Raw genomic sequence first — 23,672 nt, forward strand, 5'->3', positions numbered from 1 at the left:
TCAGGCCACCGGCTGGCGAGCGAACGCTCGGCGGTACTGCACCGGCGGCAGCCCGATCTGCCGCTGGAAGTGATGGCGCAGCACGGCCGCCGTCGCGAACCCGCTCTCGCGCGCGATCCGCTCGATGTCGAGGTCGGTCGACTCGAGCAGGCGCCGCGCGCGCAGCACGCGCTGGCTGGTCAGCCACTTGTGCGGCGTGGTGCCGACCTCCGAGGTGAACCGGCGGGCGAAGGTGCGCTCGGACATGTTCGACCGAAGGGCCAGCGAGGGCACCGAGTGCTCTTCGTCGAGGTGCTCCGAGACCCAGTCGAGGACGTCCTGGAGGCTGTCGCACTGCTCGGCCGGTAGTGGCGTCTCGACATACTGACGCTGCCCGCCCGACCGATGCGGGGGCACGACCATCCGTCGCGCGATCCGCGTGGCGACCTCCGAGCCGAGCTCCTCGCGCACGATGTGGAGGCACGCGTCGATGCCGGCCGCGGTGCCAGCGCTGGTGAGGATCGGGCCGTCCTCGACGTAGAGGACGTCGAGGTCGACGCACGCCTTGGGGTAGCGGTCCTCCAGGAGCCCGGCATACCGCCAGTGCGTCGCGCAGTCGCGCCCGTCGAGCAGACCGGCCTCCGCCAGCCAGAACGCGCCGCTGCACACCGACAGGACCCGGGCACCCCGGTCGACGGCCTCACGCAGGATCTCGAGCACCTCGGGGCGGAACGGCCCGTCGACCGAGCCACCGGGGATGGCGATGAGGTCGGCATCGCGTGCCGCCTCCAGCGAGTGCGTCGCGACGATGCCCATGCCGGTCTTCGTCCTCAGCACCCGCTCCGGCTCGGCCGCGCACACGCGGAAGTCGAACGGTGGGACGCCGTCGTCGGTGCGGTCGATCCCGAAGACCTCGCAGAGCACGGCCAGCTCGAACGGGGCGACGGGCTCCTCGACGATGGCGGCGATGGTGTGCAGCATCCCGTCAGTATGCCCACGATGGCGGGATCTTGTCGAACATCGTCAGTTCTGCCACTCGTGGCTGCATCGTGACGAGCGCAGACTTTCTGCCATGGACATCATCTTCTTCATCCTCATGATCGCGGCCATCATCGCGGTGCTCAGCCCGCACCACCGCCGCACCTACTCCCTCCCGCACGCACCCTTCGGCAGCGACGTGGAGTCCGACCGGGACCTCCCGCGGGTCCTGCACGACACGCCACCCACGAAGTGACGCGCCACACCCCGCCTGCTCACCCGGCCTTGGCACGAGACTTCCGCCGGGTGAGCAGCACACCGATGATGCACAGCGCACCACCGGCGAACGTCAGCGGCGGCGGCACCTCGTCGAGCAGCGCCCAGGCGATGAGCGTGGCGATGAACGGCACGAGGAACGTCGTCAGCGTCAGCTTCCCGGCGTCGCTTCGAGCGAGCGAGTAGGCCCACGTCGAGAAGGCGATGGCCGTCGGGAAGATGCCGAGGTAGGCGATCCAGAGCAGCGAGCTCGGCTCGCTCGTGCGGACGACGTCGACGAGGTCGCCGGCCCAGGGCAGACACACGACGGCCCCGATGATGCACGCCAGCCAGGTCACCTCGAGCCCGGGCAACCGACCGAGCAGCGGCTTCTGCGCGAGGACGCCCACGGCATACGTCACCGCCGCGAGCACCGCGAGCCACACCCCCACGGGGTCTCCGGAGCCGCCGGACGAGAAGCCCTGCGCGATGACGACCACACCCGCGAACCCGACCACCATCCCGATGACGAGCCACCGCGTCATGGCCTCTCCGAGGAACACGGTCGCGAGCAGGGCGACAATGATGGGGCCGATCTGGACGATGAGCGCCGAGGTGCCGGCGTCGATGCGCCGCTCGGCCTCGTTGAGTGCGAGGTTGTAGATCCCGAACCAGGCCACGCCGCACAGCAGCAGCAGCGGCCAGTCGCGCCGCGACGGCCACCGACGCGGGCGGCGGAACACGAACAGCCCGAGGGCGACGGACGCGATGAGCAATCGGCCGAGCGAGAGGGCGCCCGGCGGGACGTTGTGGCCCAGGTGCCTGATCGCGACGAACGCCGAGGCCCAGAGCAGCAGGGTGACGGCCACCGCGCCGACCACGAGCCCGCGTGAGCTGCGGCGAGCGGGCTCCCTCCCGCCGGGCGGCGCCGCTGCATCTGGCGTGGGGGCAGTGTCAGGGATGTCGAAGGAGCGCGTCATGCCCGGTAGACGCGCGAGCGCGCCGTCGTGTGAGGTCGCGGTGTCGGTTGCGCTGTCGGTCGCGGTGTCCTTGGGGTCGCGGGCGTCGAGGGTCACCCGACGAACCTAGGTCGCGGGACCGACAGCCGCCGCCCTCATTCCGGCCAGACGTGACCGAATTGCCGCCACGAGTGGCGTGGCCACCTTGGTCCAGAAGAACCAGTACGCGACCCCGGCCGCGAGCGAGCCTGCGAACGCTGCGATCGGCCGGCCCCACAGCTGCTCGAGCACCTGCCAGTGGATGACGTAGACGAACAGCGAGCTCGCGGCCAGCACCTGGGTGACGGGGACCAGCCCGCTCGGCATCCGCGTCGTGGGCAGCCAGATCAGCGCGAGCACAGTGGCCAGGGACAGCGCGTCGCGGGCCGGGTTGCCGGAAAACGTCCCGACCATTCCCACAGCAGCCACGGTGACCAGCCACCGCTGGCGGCGCGTCTCCACCCGCGCGATGGCCCACCCGAGGAAGAAGAGGAAGAGGACGACCACTGCCGAGCCCTGCATCCTCGGCACCGGCAGCTGGAACAGGTCGAGCCGGAACGTGAAGGCCGCCAACAGAAGGGCGACCGGCACCCCGAACGGCCAGCGTCGCTCGAGGCGCGCAAAGGCCGGCAGCGCGGTCAGCAGCATCGCGACGAGCAGGGCGAACACGAGAGCCTCGATGAACCAGAAGCGCCACGGCGGCCCGAGCCGCGCCTCACCGAACACCCAGTTGGCGAGGAACAGGTTGCGCGTCTCGTAGTAGCCCCACACGACGTGAGCCGGCACGATCACCGCCAGGGTCGGCAGCACGATCCGCAAGGTCCCCCGCCCGAGCGCTCGGATGCGCCCGCGGCGACCCGGCGCGGCGAACGCGAAGCGCACCACGTTGAAGCCCACGAGCACGAGCAGCGCGTGGGCCGTGCCCTGGAGCGAGAAGAGGTCGGCATGCGTGCCGACGATGAGCAGGATCGCGACCGCCCTGAGCCACACCGAGGTCTCGACGGTCCGCGGACGCGTCCAGCGCCGGAGCCGGGTCTCGGTCACTCCGTCGACCGGAGCCGCTGCTTCACTCGTGTATGCCGTCTCGACAGTCCCTGATGAACGCGCGGTCGCCGCGTGGTCACGGCGCGCCCGCTCGGCGTCGGCGAGTGCCTGCAGCTCCGCCACCGGTGTCACGTGCCACGACCGCGGAAGGCAGCCGATGAGGGCCTCGAGGCGCAGCGACACCTCGACGTAGGACAGGGAGTCTCCGCCGAGCGACGCGAAGGTGGAGCCAGGCCGCACGGACGCGCGGTGGAGGGTGGCGGCATACATCGTCGCGACGGAGCTCGGCTCGGCCCTGGACGCGACGGTCACGGCTGCGGTGGACTCGGCGAGCGCGACGATCGCCGAGTGGTCGACCTTTCCGGTCGGCAGCACGGGATGGTCGTCGACCTGGACGACGGTGACGGCACCGAGGGGCGCGTTCGCGGCGGTGGCCGTCGCGCGCCGGAGGGCGCCGGCATCGAGCCCCCGGCCTCTCACCGCCTGGCCTGCCACCCGCGGTCCGGAGTCGGCACGGGCCGACACGGCGATGAGGCCCTCCCGGCCGGCGACCCGGACGTCACGTCCACGTGCTCGCAGCGATGCCTCGACGCGGTCGAGGTCGACGCGGTGCCCGAGCACCTTCGCGTAGCGGCTCGTGCGCCCGGTCACCTCGAAGAGGCCGTCCTCGGCGAGCCGGCCCAGGTCACCCGTCCTGAGCCGATTGACGGTGCGTCCCAGCGCGAGATCGGCGGGCTTGGTCGCATAGCCGAGCATGACGTTGGGCCCGGTGAAGACCAGCTCGCCGTCCTCCACCACCAGCTCGGCACCGGCGACCGGTCGCCCGATCGCGGTGGGCCGGGTGGCGGCCAGGTCCGGCGGGAGGTGGGCCATCCGGGCCGTCGCCTCGGTCTGGCCGTACATGACGTGGAAGTCCCACCCCCGGGCCTGCCCCAGCTCGGCCCAGCGCACGATCCGGTCCGGGTCGAGCCGCCCACCCGCCTGCGTCACACAGCGCAGGCTCGGCAGGTCACGGTCGGCGAACCCGGCCCGGTCGAGCATCTCGAAGGTCCACGGCACGCCCGCGAAAGAGGTGGCACCGACGTCGGAGACGAGGTCCCAGAAGCACTCGTCGACGACGGAGAGATCGGTCAGTGCAAGGCTCGCCCCGCGGGCGAGGTGGCTGTGCAGGACCGAGAGGCCGTAGCAGTAGTGCATCGGCAGCGACGTTGCGGCACAGTCGGACTCGCGGATCTCGAGGAGGTCGGCGACCTGTTCGGCGTTGGCGGCGAGGTTGGCCCACGATAGGCGCACGAGCTTGGGCGACCCGGTGGACCCGCTGGTGCTGAGCAGCAGGGCCAGGTCTGGGTGCAGGTCGACCGCGGGCTCGCTGCGGTGGACGAAGACCCGGCCGTCCGCCGCGACCTCGATGTCGGGGTCGTAGGCCGAGCGCAGCGCGATGCCGGCCTGGCGGTTGCCGCCGTCGACGAGCAGGACGGCGTGGCCCTGGCGAAGTGCTGCGAGATACGCGACGACGGCCTCGGGCCGGTTCGCCCCCTCGACCATGACGAGACGCCGGGCCCCGGCGAGCTCGGCGGCGGCCGCGTCGACCAGGTCGCGCAGCTCACCGCGGGTGATCTCGCGTCCTCCGGGCAGGGCGAGCGCGCGGCGCTCGGGGTCGCGGTCGAGGACGTCGAACCACGGCAGCCGCGGACGCAGGGGCGTGTCCGGCGGGGCGGGCGTGGTCGGCGCGAGAGTCACGCGCCTCATTAGATAGGTAAGCCTTACCTAATCGCAAGCTCGGCGGATCCATGCCCGCCCTGCGCCGTTGCGAGCACGACATCCATAAGTTACGGTTTGACTTATGGCAACAAAAACTTATGTATCTCGGATGGACGCCGGCTGGTCCACGACCCTGGCCACCGAGAGCACGTCGCGCGCGATGTCCGTCGCGACCGAGGCCTGTTGTCGTTGCCGCTGACGCAGACTGCCGCTTTGCGCTCCCACCCCCGGTCCATCTGAGCCACCGGGCAGCCACGTCCTCGCAGGGGCCTGCCTGGCGCACCACTGGCGTGCCAGGCACTCGCTGCCGACATCACTCCCCTTTGACGAAAGGAACTCCCATGTCCCGCGGCGCATCCCGCACCCCGGTCAAGCTCGCCGAGACCGCCAGGAACCTGTCCCGACAGCGTTCCCTGTGGCAGGGCCTGGTCGACTTCGACCCCGTCACCCGCTACTACGCCCGCCTGCTCGCCGACGCCGACCACGAGGCGTGGCTGCTGACCTGGCTGCCCGGGCAGGGCACCCCGTGGCACGACCACGGCGGCAGCGCCGGCTCGTTCGTCGTGCTCCAGGGAGTGCTCACCGAAGAGGTCGCGGGATACCGCACCGCTGTCGACCTCGACGACGTGCGACGGGCGACCGGCCCTGGCATCACCCTCACGCCGGGTGACCAGCGCACCTTCGGCACGCGCCACCTGCACCGGGTCACCAACCACGGCCCGGACCCGGCGGTGAGCCTGCACGTCTACGCCCCGAAGCTCACCGCGATGAGAAGCTACGACGAGATCGACGGCGTGCTCGAGCTGGTCGAGGAGTCGAAGGTCGGGGTCGACTGGTGAGCGCCCAGACCCCCGGGCATCGCCGGACGATCGACGAGGTTCTGGCCGAGGCCAGAGCGCGCCTGAGGCGACTCACCCCGGAGGAGGCCGAGGCGGCCTACGCCGACGGCGCCGTGATCGTGGACATCCGCCCGGCTGCACAGCGGGCGCACGAAGGAGAGCTGCCGATCGCAACTGTCGTCGAGCGCAACGTCCTGGAGTGGCGGTTCGACCCGACGAGCGATGCGGCGCTGCCCGCGGCCGACCACGACCTCCAGGTGATCGTGCTGTGTCAGGAGGGCTACACGTCGAGCCTTGCCGCGGCATCGCTGCAGGACCTCGGCATCCACCGCGCCACCGACGTCATCGGAGGGTATGCCGCCTGGCGGGCTCGCGGGGGCTCCTGGCGGGCTCGCGCGGGCTCCTGACCGCCCCGGTCGGCGGGTGCCCGGTGGCTGCCGCGCGCCTCACGATGTCGCCGAGCCGGTCGAGGTGCACCGACTGCAGCCGCCAGCGCTGGAAGTAGAGCGGCACGTCGACGCGGTCGCGCATGCCGATCCGGACCACCTCGCCCCGCTCCTCGGCGGGTGCGAGCTGCGTCGGCAGCAGCACGCCCCAGCCGAGCCCGGCGCGGACGGCAGCGACGAACCCCGTCGCGTCGGGAACCGTGTGGGTGGGCGGGGTCACCGTCACGCGGTGTCGGTCGAGGATCCGCTGCTGGAGGTCGTCCTTGTCGTTGAAACGGACGAGCGGCATTGCAGCCCAGTCGATCCCGCGACGCGTCGTATGCCGCGCGAGCAGCTCGGGCGTCGCCACGGGCACGTAGCGCATCGTCACGAGCGGCTCGGTGGAGCAGCCCTGCACCGGCCCCGGGTCCGACGTCACTGCGCCGAGCACCTCGCCCGAGCGGAGCAGCCGCGCCGTGTGGTCCTGGTCTTCGACGTGCAGCCGAAGGGTCACGTCGTCCCAGGTCGCGCACTCGGCCAGCACCGCGGGGAACCAGGTCGCCATCGAGTCGGCATTGACCGCGACCGGCAGGTCCACCCGTGCACTCGGATCGGGAGCCAGCTGCGCCACGGCCTCGGCTGCGAGGAGCTGCTGCTGCCGGGCGAGCCGGACGAGAGCCTCCCCAGCGGTCGTGGCCCGGCACGGCGTGGTGCGGACGACGACCACCTGGCCGACCTCGGCCTCGAGCGCCCTGATTCGCTGGCTGACCGCCGATGGAGTCAGGTGAAGCGCCCGGGCGGCGCCGTCGAAGGTCCCGGCCTCGACGATGGTCAGGAGGGTGGCGAGCTGGTCGGTGTCGAGCCGCATGAAGCGATGCTAATGATGGTGTAGGAACCTTCGCTTCCCTTATCGCTGGCGCCCGCCCTACCGTCATGTCGTGACCTCGCTCCTTCCCGGCTTCCTCACGATGGCCTCGCTCATCGTCGCGATCGGTGCGCAGAACGCCTACGTCCTGCGCATCGGCCTGAGCCGCCACCACGTCGGGATGGTTGTGACGGTGTGCGCCCTCTCGGACGCGGTCCTCGTGGTCGCCGGCGTGCTCGGCGTCGGAGCCCTCGTCACGGCCCACCCGGGACTGCTCACGTGGGCACGGTGGCTGGGGGCGGCATACCTCGTCGGCTACGGCATCACCTGCCTGTGGAGCGCCCGCCGCCCGCGGGTCCTCGAGGGGAGCGCCGCGGCACCGTCGCGCGGCGGCGTGCTGGCGACGGTGCTCGCCCTGACCTGGCTCAACCCGCACGTCTACCTCGACACCGTCCTGCTCATCGGCAGCCTTGCCAACCAGCACGGCGCGTCGGGCCGCTGGTGGTTCGTGGCCGGCGCGATCACCGCGAGCGTGCTGTGGTTCAGCGGCCTCGGCTACGGGGCGCGCCTGCTCGCCCCCCTCTTCGCCCGCCCGGTGACCTGGCGTGTCCTCGACGTCCTCATCGCTCTCGTGATGTTCGCCGTCGCCGCGAGCCTCGTGCTCGCCTGAGGCACCTACCTCAGGCCCGCGCAGCCGACCGGGCGGCCCGTCTGAGGTAGTCACGGGAGCACGAAATAGGGACCTCGTCCGATGTGGGGCGCTACCTCAGGAACCGAACCTTGAGGAGTCAGAGCAGCCCTCAACAAAGGAACGGTCATGAACAGCAACTACCTCGACTTCCGAGCCGTTCAGGCTGAGATGGACGCCCGCTACGGCCGCCATGGGCGCCGCGGCCCGCGCAACTCGTCTCTGGAAGTGATCCGGCGCACCATGTCACGCGCCGCTCGGGAGGAGCTCAGCCCGAACCGGCCCCGGTGAGCGTCCGACATGTCGGCCGCCCGCCCGGTCCATCCCGAAAATATGTCCCTGCTGATGTCGGCGCCGTACGCGATGATTTCGCGTATGCCGCTCAGCACCGGCGCCCTCATCGGCAGGGACCCTGATCTCGCCCGACTCGCCGACGCCATCGGCCTGCGCACCCCGACGGGTGCCGACGCCGGTGGCGTCGTCGTGCTGTCCGGAGATGCCGGCATCGGCAAGTCACGGCTCGTCGGCCAGACGCTCGCCGATGCCGACGCCGCCGGCTGGTTCACCGCCGTGGGCCACTGCGTCGGCCAGGCCGGCAGCAGCCTGGCGTACCTCCCCTTCGTCGAGCTCCTCGGCGCGATCGACGCGGCGCACCCCGAGGTCGTCGAGAAGGTGCTGGAGTCCCACCCGAGCCTCGGGTACCTGCTGCCCGGGCGGCCCGAGGTGCACGACTCCGACGCCCCCGGGCGTTCCACGGACCCCGGCCAGGTCGCTGAAGCCGTGCACGCGCTCCTGACGGCCCTCGGTGCCGCCGTCCCGACGCTCGTCGTCGTCGAGGACGTCCACTGGGCCGACCACTCCTCCAGGGACCTGCTCACGCTGCTGCTGACCCGGGGATTCACGACGGCCGTGGGACTCGTCGTCACCTACCGGTCCGACGACCTCTACCGGCGCCACCCGCTGCACGAGACGCTGGCCATCTGGGCCCGCATCGCCGGTCTCGAGCACGTCGACCTCGCCCCGCTCACCGACGCCGCGGTTCGCGAGCTCGTGTCGGGCATCGAGGGCGCACCGACCGACACCGACACCACCGACGAGATCGCTCGGCGGGCCGAGGGCAACCCGTTCTTCGCCGAGGAGCTCGTTGCCAGCGCCGCGTCGGGCCAGACCGTCACCGGCGGCCTGAGCCGGGTGCTCCGCTCCCGCGTCGAGCAGCTCGACGACACCGCGCAGCGCGTGCTGCGAGCCATCGCGCTCAAGGGTGGGCAGTACATCGGGCACGAGCTGCTCTCCCGCGTCACCGGCCTGCCCGACGAGACGCTCGAGGCCGCTCTCGCGTCGGCGGTCGAGCATCACGTCCTCGAGACCCGCTGGCCGCCCGCCTACACCTTCCGTCACGCCCTGCTCGGCGAGACCGTCGCCGACAGCCTGCTGCCCGGCGAGCGGCTGCGGCTCCACCGGGCGTATGCCGCAGTGTTGTCCGAGCACCCCGAGCTGGCCTCCTCGTCCGAGCTGGCGCGTCACGCCGCCGCCATCGGCGACCTGCCCACCGCGGTGCGGGCGAGCCGCGCCGCGGCCGAGGCGGCGATGACGGTCGGCGGCCCTCAGGACGCACTTATGCATTTCGAGCGCGCGCTGACCTGGCTCGACGAGAACGACCCTGAGCGCGACGAGGTGACGCTGCGAGCGTCGGCGGCGGCGATGGTCGCGGGCGAGCCGGTCCGGGCCATGGACCTGCTCCGTGACCGCCTCGACCACCCCGGCACCGCTCAGGCGCCGGGAGCGCGAGCCGACCTGCTGGCCACGCTCGTCAGCCGGTCCCGCATCCTCGATCTCCCGGTCGACTCGATCGCCCTGACCGACGAGGCGGTCTCCCTCATCGGTGAGGAGGCCGACGAGCGGCGGGTGCTGGTCCTCGTGGCCCGGGTCCAGGCGCTCGTCGACAACGGCAACTTCGTCGAGGCCGCGGTCGTCGGCAACGAGGTCTCGATCCTGGCCGAGCGCCTCGGGCTCGGTGGTTCGCTCGCCGAGCTTCGCACGATCCTGGCCAGGGTGCTCGAGGCTAACGAGGACCTCGACTCGGTCGAGGAGCACCTGCGCAGCATCGTCGCCGACATCGACCGGGACGACCCGTTGCTGTTGCGGGTCCTGCACCAGCTCGCGGCGATCCGGCACCGTCGCGGCGACCTTCCGGGCGCCCTCGCACAGTACGACGCGGGCGCCGAGGTCGCCCGGCGAATGCACCGTGAGTGGGCGCCGTGGGGTCAGGAGTGCCGCTACCTCGGCGGCCTCACGGCCTACGAGCTCGGCGACTGGGACGGCGCGGTGCGGCGGCTTGATCTGGGTGGGCGGCCGGCGCCGCAGCCCGGCCGGTCCATCTTCACGGCCGCGATGCTGCATGTGCAGGCCGGGCGCGGCGAGCCGGTCAACCGCGACGTCTTCGGCGAGCTGCGCGAGTGGTGGCACGTCGACGGGCTCTGTGTGGTGCTGACGGTCATGCCGGGCATCGACCTGCTCGGCGACACGGGAGACATGGACGCGACCCTCGATCTCGTCGAGGCGGCGGTGGCCGCCCTGGACCGCGCCTGGGGCGAGTACCACGCGATCGTGCGCATCGCGGCGCTCGTGGCCGGGCAGGCCGCGACCTGGGCGCCACGCGTCGACCCGGCTCTCCGGGGCCGTCTCGTGCGCCTCGTCGAGACCCTCGCCGACCGCGCGCACGAGATCGGGACCCTGCGTCCTGCGGTCGAGAAGGCCAGCCGGCCCAAGTTCGAGCGGGCCGCGGCCGAGTCCCTCAAGGACACCAGCCGGGAGACGTGGGCGTGGCTCGCCCGGCTCGACGCGGAGCTGCTGCGCCTGCGGCATACGGCCGACCTCGACGACCCGCCGGAAGCAAGCGAGCTCGTCGAGGCGTGGCGTGCCAGCGTGGCGGCGTTCGACCGCTACGGCCACGCCTTCGAGAGCGCACGGTCCGGGGCGCGCCTGGCGTCCGCGCTGCGGGCCGCCGGCGACAGCGCGGGATCGCGCGCGGCGGCCGAGCGGGCCCGCGAGGTCGCCGTCCGGCTCGAGGCGAAGCCGCTGCTCGCGGAGCTCGACTCGGTGCAGCCGGGCCAGGGCGCCGCCGCGGGCCTCGACCTCACGCCGCGCGAGCTCGAGGTGCTCCAGCTGGTCGCGCGAGGGCTCACCAACGGCCAGGCCGGCAAGCAGCTCTACATCTCGACCAAGACCGTCAGCGTCCACGTGTCCAACGTGCTGGCCAAGCTCGGCGCCTCGAGCCGCACGGAGGCCGCGGCGATCGCCCGGCAACGAGGCCTGGTGCCGTGATGGCACGCGATCATCGGCCATGTGCAACCGAGGGGTTGCAGGTTCTGGAACAACGTGCAACCATTGAGTTGCACGTTGATCCCACGAACCACGTAGAAGGAGTCCCTCATGACCGAGGACAGGATCGAACGCGAGACCCTCATCTCCGCCCCGCTGGAGCGCGTCTGGTCGCTCGTCGCCGCACCCGGTTTCTGGGTGTACGACAAGGCACCACAGTCCGCTGACGACACCGTCGTGGCGGCAGAGGGCCAGTCCGTCGTCGTCAACCACCCCGAGTACGGCGACTTCCCGGTCGAGGTCGTCAAGGTCGAGCCGCAGACCTACCTCGCCTACCGGTGGGCCAGCGCTTTCCCGGGCGAGCCGGTCCGCGACGACAACAGCACCCTCATCGAGTTCACGCTCGCGTCCGAGGGGGACCAGACCCGGCTGAAGGTCGTCGAGAGCGGGTTCGCGGCGCTGGTCGGCGGCGAGCAGGTGGGCGCCAAGGCCCACGCGGACAACACCGGCGGCTGGAAGCAGGTCATCGACGACCTCGTCGCCCGGGCCGAACGAGCCTCCGTGTGACGGACCACCCATCCGACCCGGCGGATGCGGTCGACGGCGTCCTCGTCGCCCTCGCCGACCCCACCCGGAGGCAGCTGCTCGACCTGCTGGCGGCCCTGGGTGAGGTCACGGCGACGACGCTCGCCGAGCGCCTCCCGGTGTCTCGGCAGGCCATCGTCAAGCACCTGGCGGTGCTCGAGTCCGCGGGGCTGGTCTCGCGGGGCAAGGTCGGGCGCGAGGTGCTGTATGCCGTCCGGCCCGATGCGCTGAACGTCACCGCCCGCTGGATGTCGGCCCTCGCGGCCGACTGGGACCGCCGCCTGGCGACCATCAAGCGGATCGCCGAGAGCAGCGAGCTCTAGACCCCCGCGCCGGCGAAGACGGTGGGCCGCGAGCGGCGCAGACCGGGCGTGAGGGCCACCGTCGTCACGAGCGACAGGGCCGCCATGACCGTCATCGCGAGCGCGACGTCCTCGTGGGCCGGCCCGAGCAGCTGGGCGACGACGCCACCGAGGAAGGCGCCGACTGCCTGGCCGACCATGAGCCCGGTGCTGTTGAGCCCGAACACCTGCCCGCGCACCTCGCCGGACGTGTGCTGCACGAGCCGCTCCTGCAGCGGGAGGCTCGCGGCGAACCCGGCCGAGGCTACGAAGCCGAGCGCCATGGCGACCGGCAGAGACGGCACGAAGAGGAAGCCGAGGTAGGGCACCGCGAGGAGCACCCGCAGCGGCTCGATGAGCCGCTCACGGACCGGCTCGCTGACGAACCGGCCGACCACGATGTCGCCGATGAGCATGCCGGAGGCCGCGGCCGCGAAGAGGTACCCGGCCCGCTCACCGGCATACGGCACGAAGAGCGCCTCACATCCGACGACGAGGCCGTTGGGCACCCACACGGTGAGGAAGACCGGGCGGAGCAGCCGCGACCCGAGGAGGCGGCGGTTCACCTCGCGCGTGCGTCCGACGACCTTCGCCCCGGTGACCCGAGGCGGGTGGTCACGCAGCCCGAACCGCACCATGACGAGGGTGACGAGGCTCGCGACGGCCGCGCCGAGGAACAGCTGGGTGGTCGTGAAACGCAGCAGCAGGATCCCGCCGAGGCCGTAGCCGACGATCTGCATGACTCCGACGGCGATGTTGATGGTCGAACGCCCGAGGATGAACGCGTCGGGCGGCAGGATGTCTGACATCAGCGCGATCATCGACCCGCCCGTCGCGGACATGACGAGCCAGGGGATCGCCAGGAGCGCGAACCGCCAGCCCCACGGCATACCCGGGATCGCCTGGAGCAGGTCGGCGGTCAGGCCGGCGAGGGCGACGACGAGCAGTGCCGTGCGCGGCCGGATGATGTCGGCGATCGCACCGAGGAACGCGGTCCCGAGGAGCCGGACGAGCGGGCCGCCGAACATGCTCAGCGCCGTGAGGATCGGCGAGCCAGTGGCCTGGTACGTGATGGTGCCGAGCGCGAGGGACGCGACCGAGTGCGCGGCGAGGGTGAGGCACTGTGAGAGGAACAGCACCCGGAACTCTCCGACGGCGAACAGCTGGCGGTACGTCTTCACCGGTCCCACTATGGCCACAGCCGACGACAGTGCCTAATCTTTCGGCTGGAGGCGAAAGATGGGGACCTGGCGGATCTCGGCCGACCTGCTCGCGCGGAGCAGGTTCGTCGTGTCACCGCGGATCGAGACCGTCGGGGCCCTCAACGACCTGGTGCGGCCCTCCGACCCTGCCGGCCGCGCGTTCGCCGCGACGCACCAGGAGGCGTTCGAGGCGATGCTCGAGGCGCACCCGGTGCGCCGCGCGGTGCTCGACCACTCATGGCGTCCGAGGTGGATCTCCGACTGGCTGTGCCTGCCCCCGACCGGCGACCGGATGACGTTCCCGGAGGAGCTGGAGGACGTCCGGCGCCTCGGCGACCGCCGCATCCGCGCCCTCCTGCGCGAGAGCTCGCCCGAGGCGGCGCTGCCTCGTGTCCTGACCCGGCCCGGCACGGCGGACGCCGCCGCCGAGCTGCTCGACTGGGTCTGGGTGCACACCATCGCGACCGACTGGGCGCGCCGTGAGCGGATCCTGCGCGCCGACATCGTCGCCCGCACGACGCGCCTCGCCAGCCACGGCTGGGCAGCCGTCCTGCGCGACCTCGGTCGTGACCGCGAGTGGCTCGGCGACGGACAGCTGCGGATCAACAACTACGACCTGCCGTCGAGGACCCTCGCCGACGACGCCGACCTGTTCTTCGTACCCGTCCACCACCGTGCTCGCTGGGTCGGGTGGGACATCCCGCACCGGTATGCCGTCTACTACCCGGTCACAGGTGCCCTCGCGCAGGTGGACGGCCAGGCTGCTGGGGGCCTCGACCGGCTGGTGGGCGCGCCACGGGCACGCCTGCTCAGGGCTCTGTCAGCGCCCGCGAGCACCTCGGCACTGGTGGCGACGACGGGTATGCCGCTCGGCTCGGTGGGCGACCATCTCAAGGTCCTGCTCGAGTCCGGGACCGTGCTGCGCCGCAGGTCCGGGCGCGAGGTGCTCTACTGGCGGACGGCGCTCGGCGACGCCCTGGTCGCCTCGAGCGGGCGCGCGGAAACCGACCCGCTGCGCCCGTGAGTCGCTCTTCCGCAGCGGTGCGGTCAGTCGTTAGCGTCGCACCTGTTGTGACCATCAATCTCAGACTTGGAGAGGCAAGAGACATGGCAGAAGACTGGGCAGCAGACGTCAAGATCTACGCTCCTGACGCCGACGACGCAGCGATCGCGGGGATCGTGAAGCACTGCGGCATCGCCCTGCAGAAGCGTGACTCGTCGCTGGTGTCGTTCACGGATCGCTCAGAGCTCGACCGGGTCCGCGAGAGCTTCATGAAGAAGAAGCTCGGCCTGACCGACTCCGACGCCGATCTCGATGCGGCCCTGGCCGACGTCGGCCAGACGCTCAAGGGCGACCGCACGAAGAACCGCGTGACCGTCTACTACCTCCTCGCCGACAAGTACAACAAGCTGGACCTCTTCCGCTGACCCGCGGGAGGCACGAGTTCTCCTGAGCCACAGTCAAACCCAGCCGTATGCCGCTCACCCAGGTGGGCGGCATACGGCTGCGGTGCGCCTGGCAGGGGTCGACTGAGCGGCCGGCGCGCGCGCAGAGTGGAGCATGGACACTCACGCTCCACACCCTTCGCGCAGGACCGTACTCACGACAGCGGCCGCCTCAGCGGTCATCGCCATCAGCGCCCCTGCAGCGGCGTCGGCCGCCTCCAGGCGCCAGTCACCGGCACCCGAGACCGTCGACCTGCCGGTCGGCTACCGGCCTGAGGGCATCACGTCCGGACCGGGCACGACGTTCTACGTCGGCTCCCTGGCCGACGGCCGGATCGTCACGGGCGACCTCATCGCGGGCGGGCTCGCGACCCTGCTCCCCGGCGCTCCGGGCCGGTCGCTGCGCGGTCTGTTCTGTGACCGGCAGTGCCGGGTGGTCTGGGCCGTCGGCGGCGTCACGACCGGGCCGGTCACGGTCGGACACGTCTGGTGCGTCGATGACACGTCCGGTGCCGTCAGGCACGACGTCGCCGTTCCAGGCTCGGGCTTCCTCAACGACCTCGTCGTCACCGAGGACGCCGTGTGGGTCACCGACTCGTTCGTCGACCGGCTCACCGTCATCCCGCACGACCACGCGACGAACTCGGCCGGGGCTCCGTCATTCGTTGCCCTCTCCGGAGCCTGGCCGGCCGGCAACGGGACCTTCATCAACGCCAACGGGATTCGCCTCCTGCCCGACGGCGACATCGTGCTCAACAACAGCCAGTTCGGCGGCCTGTGGCAGGTCGCCCCGGCCACCGGCGCGACGAGGCCGATCCCCGTCACCGGCGGCCCGGGCGTCACCTCCGGCGACGGGCTGCTCGTCGACGGCGATGTCCTCTACAACGTCCGCGGCAGCGGGCTGAACGAGGTGTCGGTCCTCGCGCTGCGACCGGGCGCAAGCGGCTGGACCGCGAAGTGGCAGGGCGCGCGCAGCGACCCGACGCTCGACTTCCCGTCGACCGCGACCCTCGCCGGGGGCTGGCTCTGGGCGGTCAACGCCCGGTTCTCCACGCCGGGGACCGTGCCGTACTGGGTCACCAGGCTCCCAGCCGTCTGACGAGCGTCGCGGTCACATGGACGTGCGGACGATCCAGGCGCAGACTGGATGGATGGACATGCGCCGACATGGCTTCACCCGCCGCAGCGCGCTGACTGCAGCGGCCGTCACGGGCCTACTCGCCCTCACCACGATGGCAGGCACCTCGGCCGTCGCCGCACCCCGCTCCGCACCTCACGTGGAGCGGTCAGCCACCACGTCGATCGCGGACGTGCGCCTGCCCGCCGCACCGGGCGTCTCCGACCACGTCATGAAGATGATGCGCTACGGGTCGTGCGACCCGAGCATGGTCGACCTCTGACAACCACCCATACGAGACATCAAGCCGACAGGTCGCTAGGCTCGACAGCCGTGCCGACAACCCAAGGAGGCCCGATGTCCGCCGCCAACGAGACGCACGTCGACCAGACGGAGCACACGACCGACCCTGAGATGGCCGACATCGTGCAGTGGGACACCGCGTCGCCTGCCGACCGAACGACACCCGGCGGCCGCCGCGACCGCAGCGTGGGCCTCGCCGTCGCCGGCATCACCCTGGCCGCTCTCCTCGTCGGAGGGCTCGTCGCCTTCGTCATCTCGCTCTCCGGCTGACCTCGCCGAACCGTGACCCGGGAACCCGCGCGCACCTGAGGCTCGCAGTGCATGCTGTTCCGCATGACTGACGGCCAGGTGGGCGCGCCACGCTCCGCACGCAGGGCGGACATCCAGGGCCTGCGTGCGGTCGCGGTCATCGGGGTCATCGTCTTCCACGTGACCGGCTGGCCGCGTGGTGGCTACCTCGGCGTGGACGCGTTCTTCGTCGTCTCCGGCTTCGTCATCACCGGGCTGCTGCTCCGCGAGCGGGAGCGCACCGGCCGCACGTCGCTGCGGGGGTTCTGGGCCCGGCGAGCGCGCCGCATCCTCCCGCTCGCCCTCATCGTCATCGCGGCCGTCGTCGCGGTCTCGTCATGGGCGTACGCACCGGCGAAGGCGGCGTCGGTCAAGGTCGACGCCGTGTGGGCCACCTTCTTCGCCGCGAACTGGCACTACGCCGAGCAGGCCGACGACTACTTCGACCTCGGCGCGGCGCCGTCGCCGCTCCAGCACTACTGGTCGCTCGGGGTCGAGGAGCAGTTCTACCTGGCGTGGCCCCTGCTCGTCGTGCTCGCGTGCGTCCTCGTGGGCGCCGTCCGCCGCCAGCGGGCCGCCATCGCCGTGCTCGCCGCGGTGGTCGGGATCGCGTCCGTGACATGGGCCGTGGTGCAGGGGGTGTCCGACCCGACGACCGCCTACTACTCGACCTTGACGCGTGAGTGGGAGCTGGCCGCGGGCGCCGCTCTCGCCGCCATCCCGCTCACTGCCGTCCGGCTGGGTCCCGCGACCCGCTCCGCGCTCTCCTGGGCGGGCCTCGCGACGCTGCTCACGGCCTACGTCCTGGTCGGGCCCGGTGCAGGTGTGCCCTACCCGGCGGCGATCGCAGCCCTCGTCGGCACTGCGCTCGTGCTCTTCGCGGGGATCGGCGAGCCCGTGCGCGGCTCCGTCGTGCTCACCAACCGCGCCAGCGGCTATGTCGGCGACATCTCGTACGGGCTCTACCTGTGGCACTTCCCCCTCATCGTCATGGCGCCGGTCATCCTCTCTACGACGACCTGGGTCACGCGCAGCGTGGTCGTCGCACTCACCGTGCTGCTCGCCGTGGTGAGCCACCACCTCGTCGAGCGGCCGGTCCTCGACGCACCGCGGCTCGGTGGGACCGGCGCCCCGGGCCGCTCGTGGCGGGCCTGGTGGGTGGCCAAGCGGCGCGGGATGCTCGCGGCGGCCCTGGCGCTCGTGCTCCTGGTCGCCGGCGTCTCGGGGGTCGCCTCCGCGCGGCCCGACCTGTTCTCCGGCTCCTCTGACGTCGTCGCAGGCGACCTCGACGGTGGCGGCGTCCCGCCACCCGCCTCCGACGCCCTGCCGACGGAGGAGGCGCCCTCGCCGAGCACGACCCCAACCCCGACGACCAGCTCACCGAGCGCGACCAAGACTGCCGCACCGGAGCCGACCTGGCAGCCGATTCCCTTGGGCGCCACGGGAACCTACGTCCAGCAAGGTCTGCGTGGCGCCCTCGCGTCCTCGTCGTGGCCTGCCGACCTGAACCCGTCGCCGTCCGAGTGGCAGACGACGGCGGACCAACGGACGGCGATGCAGGCGTGCGCCGCGACCGACGCGTTCGATCCCAGCTCGTGCACCTTCGGCAACCGGAACGGCCCCGAGATCATCGTCTACGGCGACTCTCTCGGCTTCCCGCTCCTCGCGACGGTGGAGAAGGCCTACGGGAAGAAGTACAAGATCCGCGGCATGACCAAGATCGCCTGCGCGGTCAACGGCGTCAACGCCGACTTCGGCCGCGACGAGTGGGCCATCCCGTGCATCAACCACCGGAAGATGACCCTCGACTACATCCGCAAGTCCAAGCCCGCCGTCTTCATCATGATCGAGACCTACGCCTGGGCCGTCCGGCTCAAGTCCGACGCCAAGGGCCAGGCGTCGGCCAGGGAGTGGCTCGCGGCCGACCAGAAGTTCGTCGACCAGATCAAGGGAAGCGTCGGCAAGGTCGTGCTCATGGGGCCCTCGATGCCCGGCGTCGCGTTCCTCGACTGCTACCGGCCCGGTGGGTCCCCCCGCCGGTGCGTCACCGGCATACCCTCCTGGTGGGCGCGCACGCGCGACACCGAGAAGAAGGTGCAGGGTGCGACGTTCATCGACACGACGCACTGGTACTGCGTGGACGGCAGCTGCCCGATCTTCACCACCAACACGGGCACCGTGCTCAAGGGGGACTACCTCCACACGTCGGTGCAGTACGCCCGCCAGCTCGCGCCCGACCTCAAGTACATGATGAGCGCGGCCGGGGTCATCCCTTAGCGCGCGGATTCCAGCGACTTTCGACGGTAGTTCCGTGTCTGCTGGTTCCACCAATACCGGCACGATCACCAACCTCAGCATTCAGCTGGCCGACCCGAGCGCTGAATATAGTTCGACCTTGACGCTCGTGTTCGACAAACCGGTGTCCAAGAATACTTCCGAAAGGCTCACGCAGGGCTTGACGAGCGCGAGCAAGCTGGTCACGGCTACCTCACAACTCGGCCCACAATATTTGTCGTGCTCAGGTTCTGGAAGATGGTCAGACTCGAACGGCACATTGAACCTGTAGTACACCTGCGGCACCCGCGATACCATTGCCTGGGGATACTCGCTTTCTGGACCGGTTCGCGCCATCGTTGTTGGAAACGTAAACGAGACGGGCCTTCGCTGGTGGCGCAACGGATCCGCGATGCCGCAGAACTCGCCTCACCTCGTTCCCGCTAACTACTACTTCCACGGCACAATGACTGGGGCGACGCGAGGTAGCACGATCGACTACCAGGACTACATAACATTCCGTCATAACCTTGGCCCCGGAGGCACGGCTTCGATCACGTGGGCGGGTCGTGTGCACACCTTGGCAGACTGAGCGATATGAACGACTCGGCTCGAGCGGCCCTCGCGAAATTGCGCCACGACCTGGCACGCGGGACCCCGATCGAGCTCGACGTGCTGGACGAGCAGGCCGTCGACAGTGGCGTCGACGACTCGTTTTGGCTGCTCGGGACCCACGGAACTCGAACTGGTGTCATCGTGCCGAAGTCTCTTGAGCCGGGACCCCTCCTCGCGAGCATCGCGGGTCAGGTGCAGGACTTTCTGCACGAAGAGCTGCCCGGGCGCAGCCTGCCTGCCCTGTGGCCCGAGTGCCCCACGCACCCGCGAAGCCACCCCCTTTCCCCCGATGCTGCGAACGACTCTGCCGCAGTGTGGCTATGCCCACTGAACAACCAGGTGATTGCCGAGATCGGCCTGTTGTAGGCCGGCGACCTCCACACGTACGCGGCTGTGGGTTCCGTGGGTCATGATGTGCCAGTCATGAGCCCACGGACCCGCTGGACCTCAGCACAGGTCGCCGACCTCGCGCCCGACGCGTCGGCGCTCGCGTCCGCGCGCCGGCTCGCGCGGCCCGGCCCGTGGTCCGACACGGGCTCGACCGACACGCTCGTGTGGGGCAAGTGCCAGGGGTCGGGCCGCGTGCCCTACCAGGTGAGCGTGGACCTCACCGGGCCCGCGTTCCGCTGCTCGTGCCCGAGCCGCAAGTTCCCGTGCAAGCACGGTCTTGCCTTGCTGCTGCTCTGGGTCGAGGGGTCCGGGTCGGTCGCCGATGTCGAACAGGCCGCCGGGTTCGCGGCCGACTGGGCCGCCGAGCGCCACGCCCGCGAGGCCGCCCGCGCCGCGACCGCGTCATCGCGAGGCACGAGGACGCCCGACCCCGCCGCGGCGGCGAAGCGACTCGAGGATCGCCTGGCGCTCATGGACGCCGGGATGGAGGACTTTGCACGCTGGCTCACCGACCTCGTCCGGTCCGGCACGGCGTCGGCGCGGCACCAGCCCTATGCCTGGTGGGACGGGACGGCCGCGAGGCTCGTGGACGCACAGCTGCCGGGCCTCGCGGAGGACGTGCGGTCGGTCGGAGCCGACGTGAGCTGGCGGCCGGACTGGTCTGATCGGCTGCTCGTCGCGCTCGGGCGGTGGTGGACCGCCACCCGGGCGTGGGCCGCCAGAGCGTCACTGTCGGACGCACAGGTCGGCGACCTGCGGGCATACGTCGGCTGGTCCTTCGCCACCGAGGCCGTCCGCTCCCAGGACGCGTTGCGCGACCAGTGGACCGTGCTCGGCGCGCACCGCACCGACGACGGGCGCCTCCAGCAGCAGCGCACCTGGCTGCTCGGTGCGGAGTCGGGCGAGACGGTCCAGGTGCTGGACTTCGCCATGTCGGGCCAGGTCCTGCCCGTTGCGCGCGTAGTGGGCTCGACGCTGGAGGCGACGGTCGCGCGCTACCCCGGCGCCGCGGTGCGGCGGGCGCTGTTCGTCGACGAGCCGGCGGTCGTGCCCGAGCGAGGGAGTATGCCGTTCGGATCCACGCTGCTCGATGCCCAGCGGGACGCCGCGGCGACGTTGGGGCTCAACCCGTGGACCCGGCGAGTGCCCGTCGTGGTCGAGGCGGCCCGCGCGTCGACAGCAGCGGTGGTCGACACGGACGGCGCGACGATGCGGCTGACCGACGACACCGACGTGTGGATGCTGCTCGCGCGGACCGGCGGCCACCCGGCGCGCCTCTTCGGCGAGGTCGAGGGCGACCGGATCCGCGTGCTGACCGCGGTCGTCGACGGCGAGGCGGTGTCCCTGTGAGCAGCGTCGTCTCGGGCACGGACTTCGAGCGCTGGTGGCGCGAGGTCGGTAACGCCGCCCTGGTCGGCACGGCGCGACGGCCGGTCCCGGCGCTCCCACGTCTCGGTGGCGCCGGCATGCTCGGGCGAGCCGGCGACCCGCCGCCGCGCGAGGAGGCACTGCTCGACGCGGTCGCGCTGGGTGCCACAGCCCTGCGCGCCGGGTCCCGGCTCGAGCACGGTGAGCCGCCCGACCGATCTCCGGCCGACGAACGGCCCGAGGCCGGGCGTCTCGCCATCCAGCTCCTCGAGCTTGTGCTGAGCCAACCGCCCGCCGGTGCACAGCAGCGTTCGGCCCTGCTGGCGCACTGGCTTCGCACCGCGGCCGGAGCCGGCCGGCGGGTGCCCTACGGGCTGATGCCGGGACTGCTCGATCTCGCGACCAGCCATCGCGACCTACGTCGCCTCGCCGCGGCCGTGCTCGACCGGCGCGGGCTGTGGCTCGCGTCCCAGCGCGACGACTGGCGGTGGGCGCTCGACGCTGCCGCCGGAGTCGACGTCTCCGCCGAGCCGGCCGTGCCGGCCGACGATTGGGCGCGGCTGCGCTCGACCGACCGGTTGGCGGTCGTGTCCGCGCTCCGAGCGCGTGACCCGGCTGCGGCTCGCTCCCTCGTCACGTCGACCTGGAGCTCCGACGCGGCCCGGGACCGCCGCGCCTTCCTCGAAGCCCTTCGCATCGGGCTCGGACCGGACGACGAACCGCTCCTCGAGCAGGCCCTCGATGACCGGGCCCAGACCGTCCGTGAGGTGGCCTGGGAGCTTCTCGACGGCCTCCCCGGTTCGGCCCGGGCCGATCGCCTGGCGGCGCGGCTGCGTCCGCTCGTCCAGGCCACCGGCGTGCTCAAGCGGGCCCTCGACGTCCGCATGCCCGACGAGCCCGACCCGGCCGGGGTCCGCGACGGCCTGGGCAAGCCGCCCCCGCGACGGTCCGCGCGGGGCTGGTGGCTCGAACAGATCAGCGCCGGCGCGCCGCTCGAGGTCTGGACCGAGGCCAGCGGCGCAGACCCCGAAACGACGGCACACCGGCTGTCCGACGACGACGCGCTGGCCGGCATACGGCGCGCGGTGCGGGCCCGACGGGACGGTGAGTGGGCCTTCGCGCTGCTCCAGCTCCGCTGGGACGCGAGCCTCGTTGGGGCGCTGCCCCGGCACCAGCGCGAGAGTGTCGTGCTCGCGCGCGTCGAGTCCAGCCCCGACCGGCCGCTCGAGAATGCGGCGCTGCTCGGCGCCTTGGACCCGCCCTGGTCCCCTCAGCTCAGCGCGGCCCTCGTGACGCGGCTGCGGGCGTCCAAGACGGGCTCGTTCGTCGTCGCGCACGCGATGCCCCATCTGGTCGCCGGGCTGCACCCCAGCGCGCTCGCCGCGCTCGAGTCATGGCTCAGCCAGAGCGGAGCCGACCGCGCGCTTGCGACCAACCTCCGGCACCTCCTTCAGTTCCACTCCGTCAAGCGATCGATCACCGAGGCCTTCACATGAGCGAGACCCCTTCCGCCACAACGGTTCTGCGCGCCCACGCGGAGGACGCCAACTCCACCGAACTGGCTGCCCTCGAGGCCACGGACGACCGGCCTCGCCCGCCACACTGGCGGCTGTCGCCGTGGGCCGTGACGACCTACCTGCTCGGCGGCACCCTCGACGACGGCACGGAGATCACGCCGAAGTACCTCGGCTCCCGGCGTCTCATGGAGATCGCCGTGGCATCGCTCGCAACCGACCGCGCGCTGCTGCTGCTCGGAGTGCCCGGCACCGCGAAGACGTGGGTCAGCGAGCACCTCGCTGCGGCGATCAGCGGATCCTCGACACTCGTCGTGCAAGGGACGGCTGGGACGCCGGAGGAGTCGCTGCGCTACGGCTGGAACTACGCGCGGCTGCTCGCCGAGGGGCCCACCCGCGCCGCGCTGGTGCCCAGCCCGGTGATGCGCGCCATGGAGACCGGCGCCCTCGTGCGCATCGAAGAGCTGACCCGCATCCCCGCCGACGTGCAGGACTCGCTCATCACGATCCTGTCCGAGAAGCACCTGCCCATCCCCGAGCTCGACGACGAGGTCCAGGCGCTGTCGGGGTTCAACGTCATCGCGACCGCGAACAACCGCGACAAGGGCGTCAACGACCTGTCCTCGGCGCTCAAGCGGCGGTTCAACACCGTGGTCCTGCCGCTGCCCGACTCGCTCGACCAGGAGGTCGAGATCGTGCGCACCCGGGTCGAGTCGCTCGGCCGCAGCCTCCAGCTTCCGGCCGGCCTCGAGTCCGTCCACGAGATCGAGCGGGTCGTCACCGTCTTCCGCGAGCTGCGTTCAGGGGTCACGGCCGACCAGCGCACGACTGTGAAGTCGCCCTCGGCCACCCTGTCCACGGCCGAGGCGATCTCGGTCATGACCAACGGCGTCTCCCTCGCCGCTCATTTCGGCGACGGCACGGTGCGGGCCGAGGACGTCGCGGCCGCTCTCGTGGGCGCGGTCGTCAAGGACCCGGTGCAGGACCGGATCGTCTGGCAGGAGTATCTCGAGACCGTCGTCAAGGACCGCACCGCCTGGACCGACCTCTACCGCGCCTGCCGCGAGCTCGGCTGA

General features: G+C 71.5%; 23 protein-coding genes. 18 read left to right on the forward strand and 5 right to left on the reverse strand.

Translation table 11 applies throughout. The annotated features are described in order from the left end of the window. A complete protein-coding gene (locus ACYVLP_RS04705; RefSeq protein WP_460626179.1) occupies positions 1-960 on the reverse strand; it encodes a GlxA family transcriptional regulator in 960 nt (319 codons plus the stop codon). Positions 961-1,051: 91 nt separating this feature from the next. On the opposite strand from ACYVLP_RS04705, the gene ACYVLP_RS04710 reads away from it, so the two are divergent. Then, entirely contained in the window at positions 1,052-1,213 is a 162-nt protein-coding gene (locus ACYVLP_RS04710; protein WP_460626180.1) for a hypothetical protein, read from the forward strand. A gap of 19 nt (positions 1,214-1,232) precedes the next feature. Here the strand turns inward: ACYVLP_RS04710 and ACYVLP_RS04715 are convergent, their stop codons facing one another. Further along, the gene (locus ACYVLP_RS04715; protein ID WP_460626181.1) at positions 1,233-2,288 is read right to left on the reverse strand and encodes a DMT family transporter; all 1,056 of its coding nucleotides are present in this window, start codon (positions 2,286-2,288) and stop codon (positions 1,233-1,235) included. A 9-nt stretch (positions 2,289-2,297) separates the two neighbouring features. Continuing rightward, on the reverse strand, positions 2,298-4,994 hold the full coding sequence (locus ACYVLP_RS04720) for an AMP-binding protein (protein WP_460626182.1): 2,697 nt from the start codon (positions 4,992-4,994) through the stop codon (positions 2,298-2,300). A 362-nt stretch (positions 4,995-5,356) separates the two neighbouring features. Between ACYVLP_RS04720 and ACYVLP_RS04725 the strand changes: the two genes are divergently transcribed. Then, entirely contained in the window at positions 5,357-5,854 is a 498-nt protein-coding gene (locus ACYVLP_RS04725; RefSeq protein WP_460626183.1) for a cysteine dioxygenase, read from the forward strand. Then, positions 5,851-6,261 (forward strand): rhodanese-like domain-containing protein, encoded by a 411-nt coding sequence (locus tag ACYVLP_RS04730; RefSeq protein WP_460626184.1) that lies wholly within the window; start codon positions 5,851-5,853, stop codon positions 6,259-6,261. Before ACYVLP_RS04725 ends, ACYVLP_RS04730 begins: the two co-directional genes overlap by 4 nt. On the opposite strand, the gene ACYVLP_RS04735 is transcribed toward ACYVLP_RS04730, so the two are convergent. Next, the gene (locus ACYVLP_RS04735; RefSeq protein ID WP_460626185.1) at positions 6,197-7,147 is read right to left on the reverse strand and encodes a LysR family transcriptional regulator ArgP; all 951 of its coding nucleotides are present in this window, start codon (positions 7,145-7,147) and stop codon (positions 6,197-6,199) included. The two genes, ACYVLP_RS04730 and ACYVLP_RS04735, sit on opposite strands and share 65 nt — an antisense overlap. Before the next feature lie 70 nt (positions 7,148-7,217). On the opposite strand from ACYVLP_RS04735, the gene ACYVLP_RS04740 reads away from it, so the two are divergent. From ACYVLP_RS04740 to ACYVLP_RS04760, 5 genes are all read left to right on the forward strand, one after another. Beyond that, entirely contained in the window at positions 7,218-7,814 is a 597-nt protein-coding gene (locus ACYVLP_RS04740; protein ID WP_460626186.1) for a LysE/ArgO family amino acid transporter, read from the forward strand. Positions 7,815-7,961: 147 nt separating this feature from the next. Continuing rightward, positions 7,962-8,123: a hypothetical protein gene (locus ACYVLP_RS04745; RefSeq protein ID WP_460626187.1), complete on the forward strand. Its 162-nt coding sequence runs from the start codon at positions 7,962-7,964 to the stop codon at positions 8,121-8,123. A gap of 84 nt (positions 8,124-8,207) precedes the next feature. Then, positions 8,208-11,156, forward strand: coding sequence for a helix-turn-helix transcriptional regulator (locus ACYVLP_RS04750; protein ID WP_460626188.1), 2,949 nt, complete (start codon positions 8,208-8,210; stop codon positions 11,154-11,156). Between the two features lie 108 nt (positions 11,157-11,264). After that, positions 11,265-11,720, forward strand: coding sequence for an SRPBCC domain-containing protein (locus ACYVLP_RS04755; protein ID WP_460626189.1), 456 nt, complete (start codon positions 11,265-11,267; stop codon positions 11,718-11,720). Further along, positions 11,717-12,061, forward strand: coding sequence for an ArsR/SmtB family transcription factor (locus ACYVLP_RS04760; RefSeq protein WP_452268243.1), 345 nt, complete (start codon positions 11,717-11,719; stop codon positions 12,059-12,061). Before ACYVLP_RS04755 ends, ACYVLP_RS04760 begins: the two co-directional genes overlap by 4 nt. Here ACYVLP_RS04760 and ACYVLP_RS04765 read toward each other — a convergent pair. Further along, a complete protein-coding gene (locus tag ACYVLP_RS04765) occupies positions 12,058-13,260 on the reverse strand; it encodes an MFS transporter (protein ID WP_460626190.1) in 1,203 nt (400 codons plus the stop codon). The two genes, ACYVLP_RS04760 and ACYVLP_RS04765, sit on opposite strands and share 4 nt — an antisense overlap. Before the next feature lie 58 nt (positions 13,261-13,318). Between ACYVLP_RS04765 and ACYVLP_RS04770 the strand changes: the two genes are divergently transcribed. From ACYVLP_RS04770 to ACYVLP_RS04815, 10 genes are all read left to right on the forward strand, one after another. Then, positions 13,319-14,305 (forward strand): ArsR/SmtB family transcription factor, encoded by a 987-nt coding sequence (locus tag ACYVLP_RS04770; RefSeq protein WP_460626191.1) that lies wholly within the window; start codon positions 13,319-13,321, stop codon positions 14,303-14,305. An 83-nt stretch (positions 14,306-14,388) separates the two neighbouring features. Further along, a complete protein-coding gene (locus ACYVLP_RS04775) occupies positions 14,389-14,709 on the forward strand; it encodes a DUF2853 family protein (RefSeq protein WP_460626192.1) in 321 nt (106 codons plus the stop codon). A gap of 133 nt (positions 14,710-14,842) precedes the next feature. Further along, positions 14,843-15,826 (forward strand): hypothetical protein, encoded by a 984-nt coding sequence (locus tag ACYVLP_RS04780; protein WP_460626193.1) that lies wholly within the window; start codon positions 14,843-14,845, stop codon positions 15,824-15,826. 52 nt (positions 15,827-15,878) lie between these two features. Next, a complete protein-coding gene (locus ACYVLP_RS04785; RefSeq protein WP_460626194.1) occupies positions 15,879-16,127 on the forward strand; it encodes a hypothetical protein in 249 nt (82 codons plus the stop codon). A gap of 74 nt (positions 16,128-16,201) precedes the next feature. Next, the gene (locus ACYVLP_RS04790; protein ID WP_460626195.1) at positions 16,202-16,417 is read left to right on the forward strand and encodes a hypothetical protein; all 216 of its coding nucleotides are present in this window, start codon (positions 16,202-16,204) and stop codon (positions 16,415-16,417) included. Positions 16,418-16,480: 63 nt separating this feature from the next. Continuing rightward, complete coding sequence (locus ACYVLP_RS04795) at positions 16,481-18,712, forward strand: acyltransferase family protein (protein WP_460626196.1); 2,232 nt, start codon at positions 16,481-16,483, stop codon at positions 18,710-18,712. A 594-nt stretch (positions 18,713-19,306) separates the two neighbouring features. After that, entirely contained in the window at positions 19,307-19,690 is a 384-nt protein-coding gene (locus ACYVLP_RS04800; RefSeq protein WP_460626197.1) for a hypothetical protein, read from the forward strand. 57 nt (positions 19,691-19,747) lie between these two features. After that, the gene (locus ACYVLP_RS04805; RefSeq protein WP_460626198.1) at positions 19,748-21,064 is read left to right on the forward strand and encodes an SWIM zinc finger family protein; all 1,317 of its coding nucleotides are present in this window, start codon (positions 19,748-19,750) and stop codon (positions 21,062-21,064) included. After that, a complete protein-coding gene (locus ACYVLP_RS04810) occupies positions 21,061-22,578 on the forward strand; it encodes a DUF5691 domain-containing protein (RefSeq protein ID WP_460626199.1) in 1,518 nt (505 codons plus the stop codon). Before ACYVLP_RS04805 ends, ACYVLP_RS04810 begins: the two co-directional genes overlap by 4 nt. Then, a complete protein-coding gene (locus ACYVLP_RS04815; RefSeq protein ID WP_452268253.1) occupies positions 22,575-23,672 on the forward strand; it encodes an ATP-binding protein in 1,098 nt (365 codons plus the stop codon). The genes ACYVLP_RS04810 and ACYVLP_RS04815 overlap by 4 nt, the downstream gene beginning before the upstream one ends.

It is taken from the genome of Intrasporangium mesophilum, from assembly GCF_054783095.1.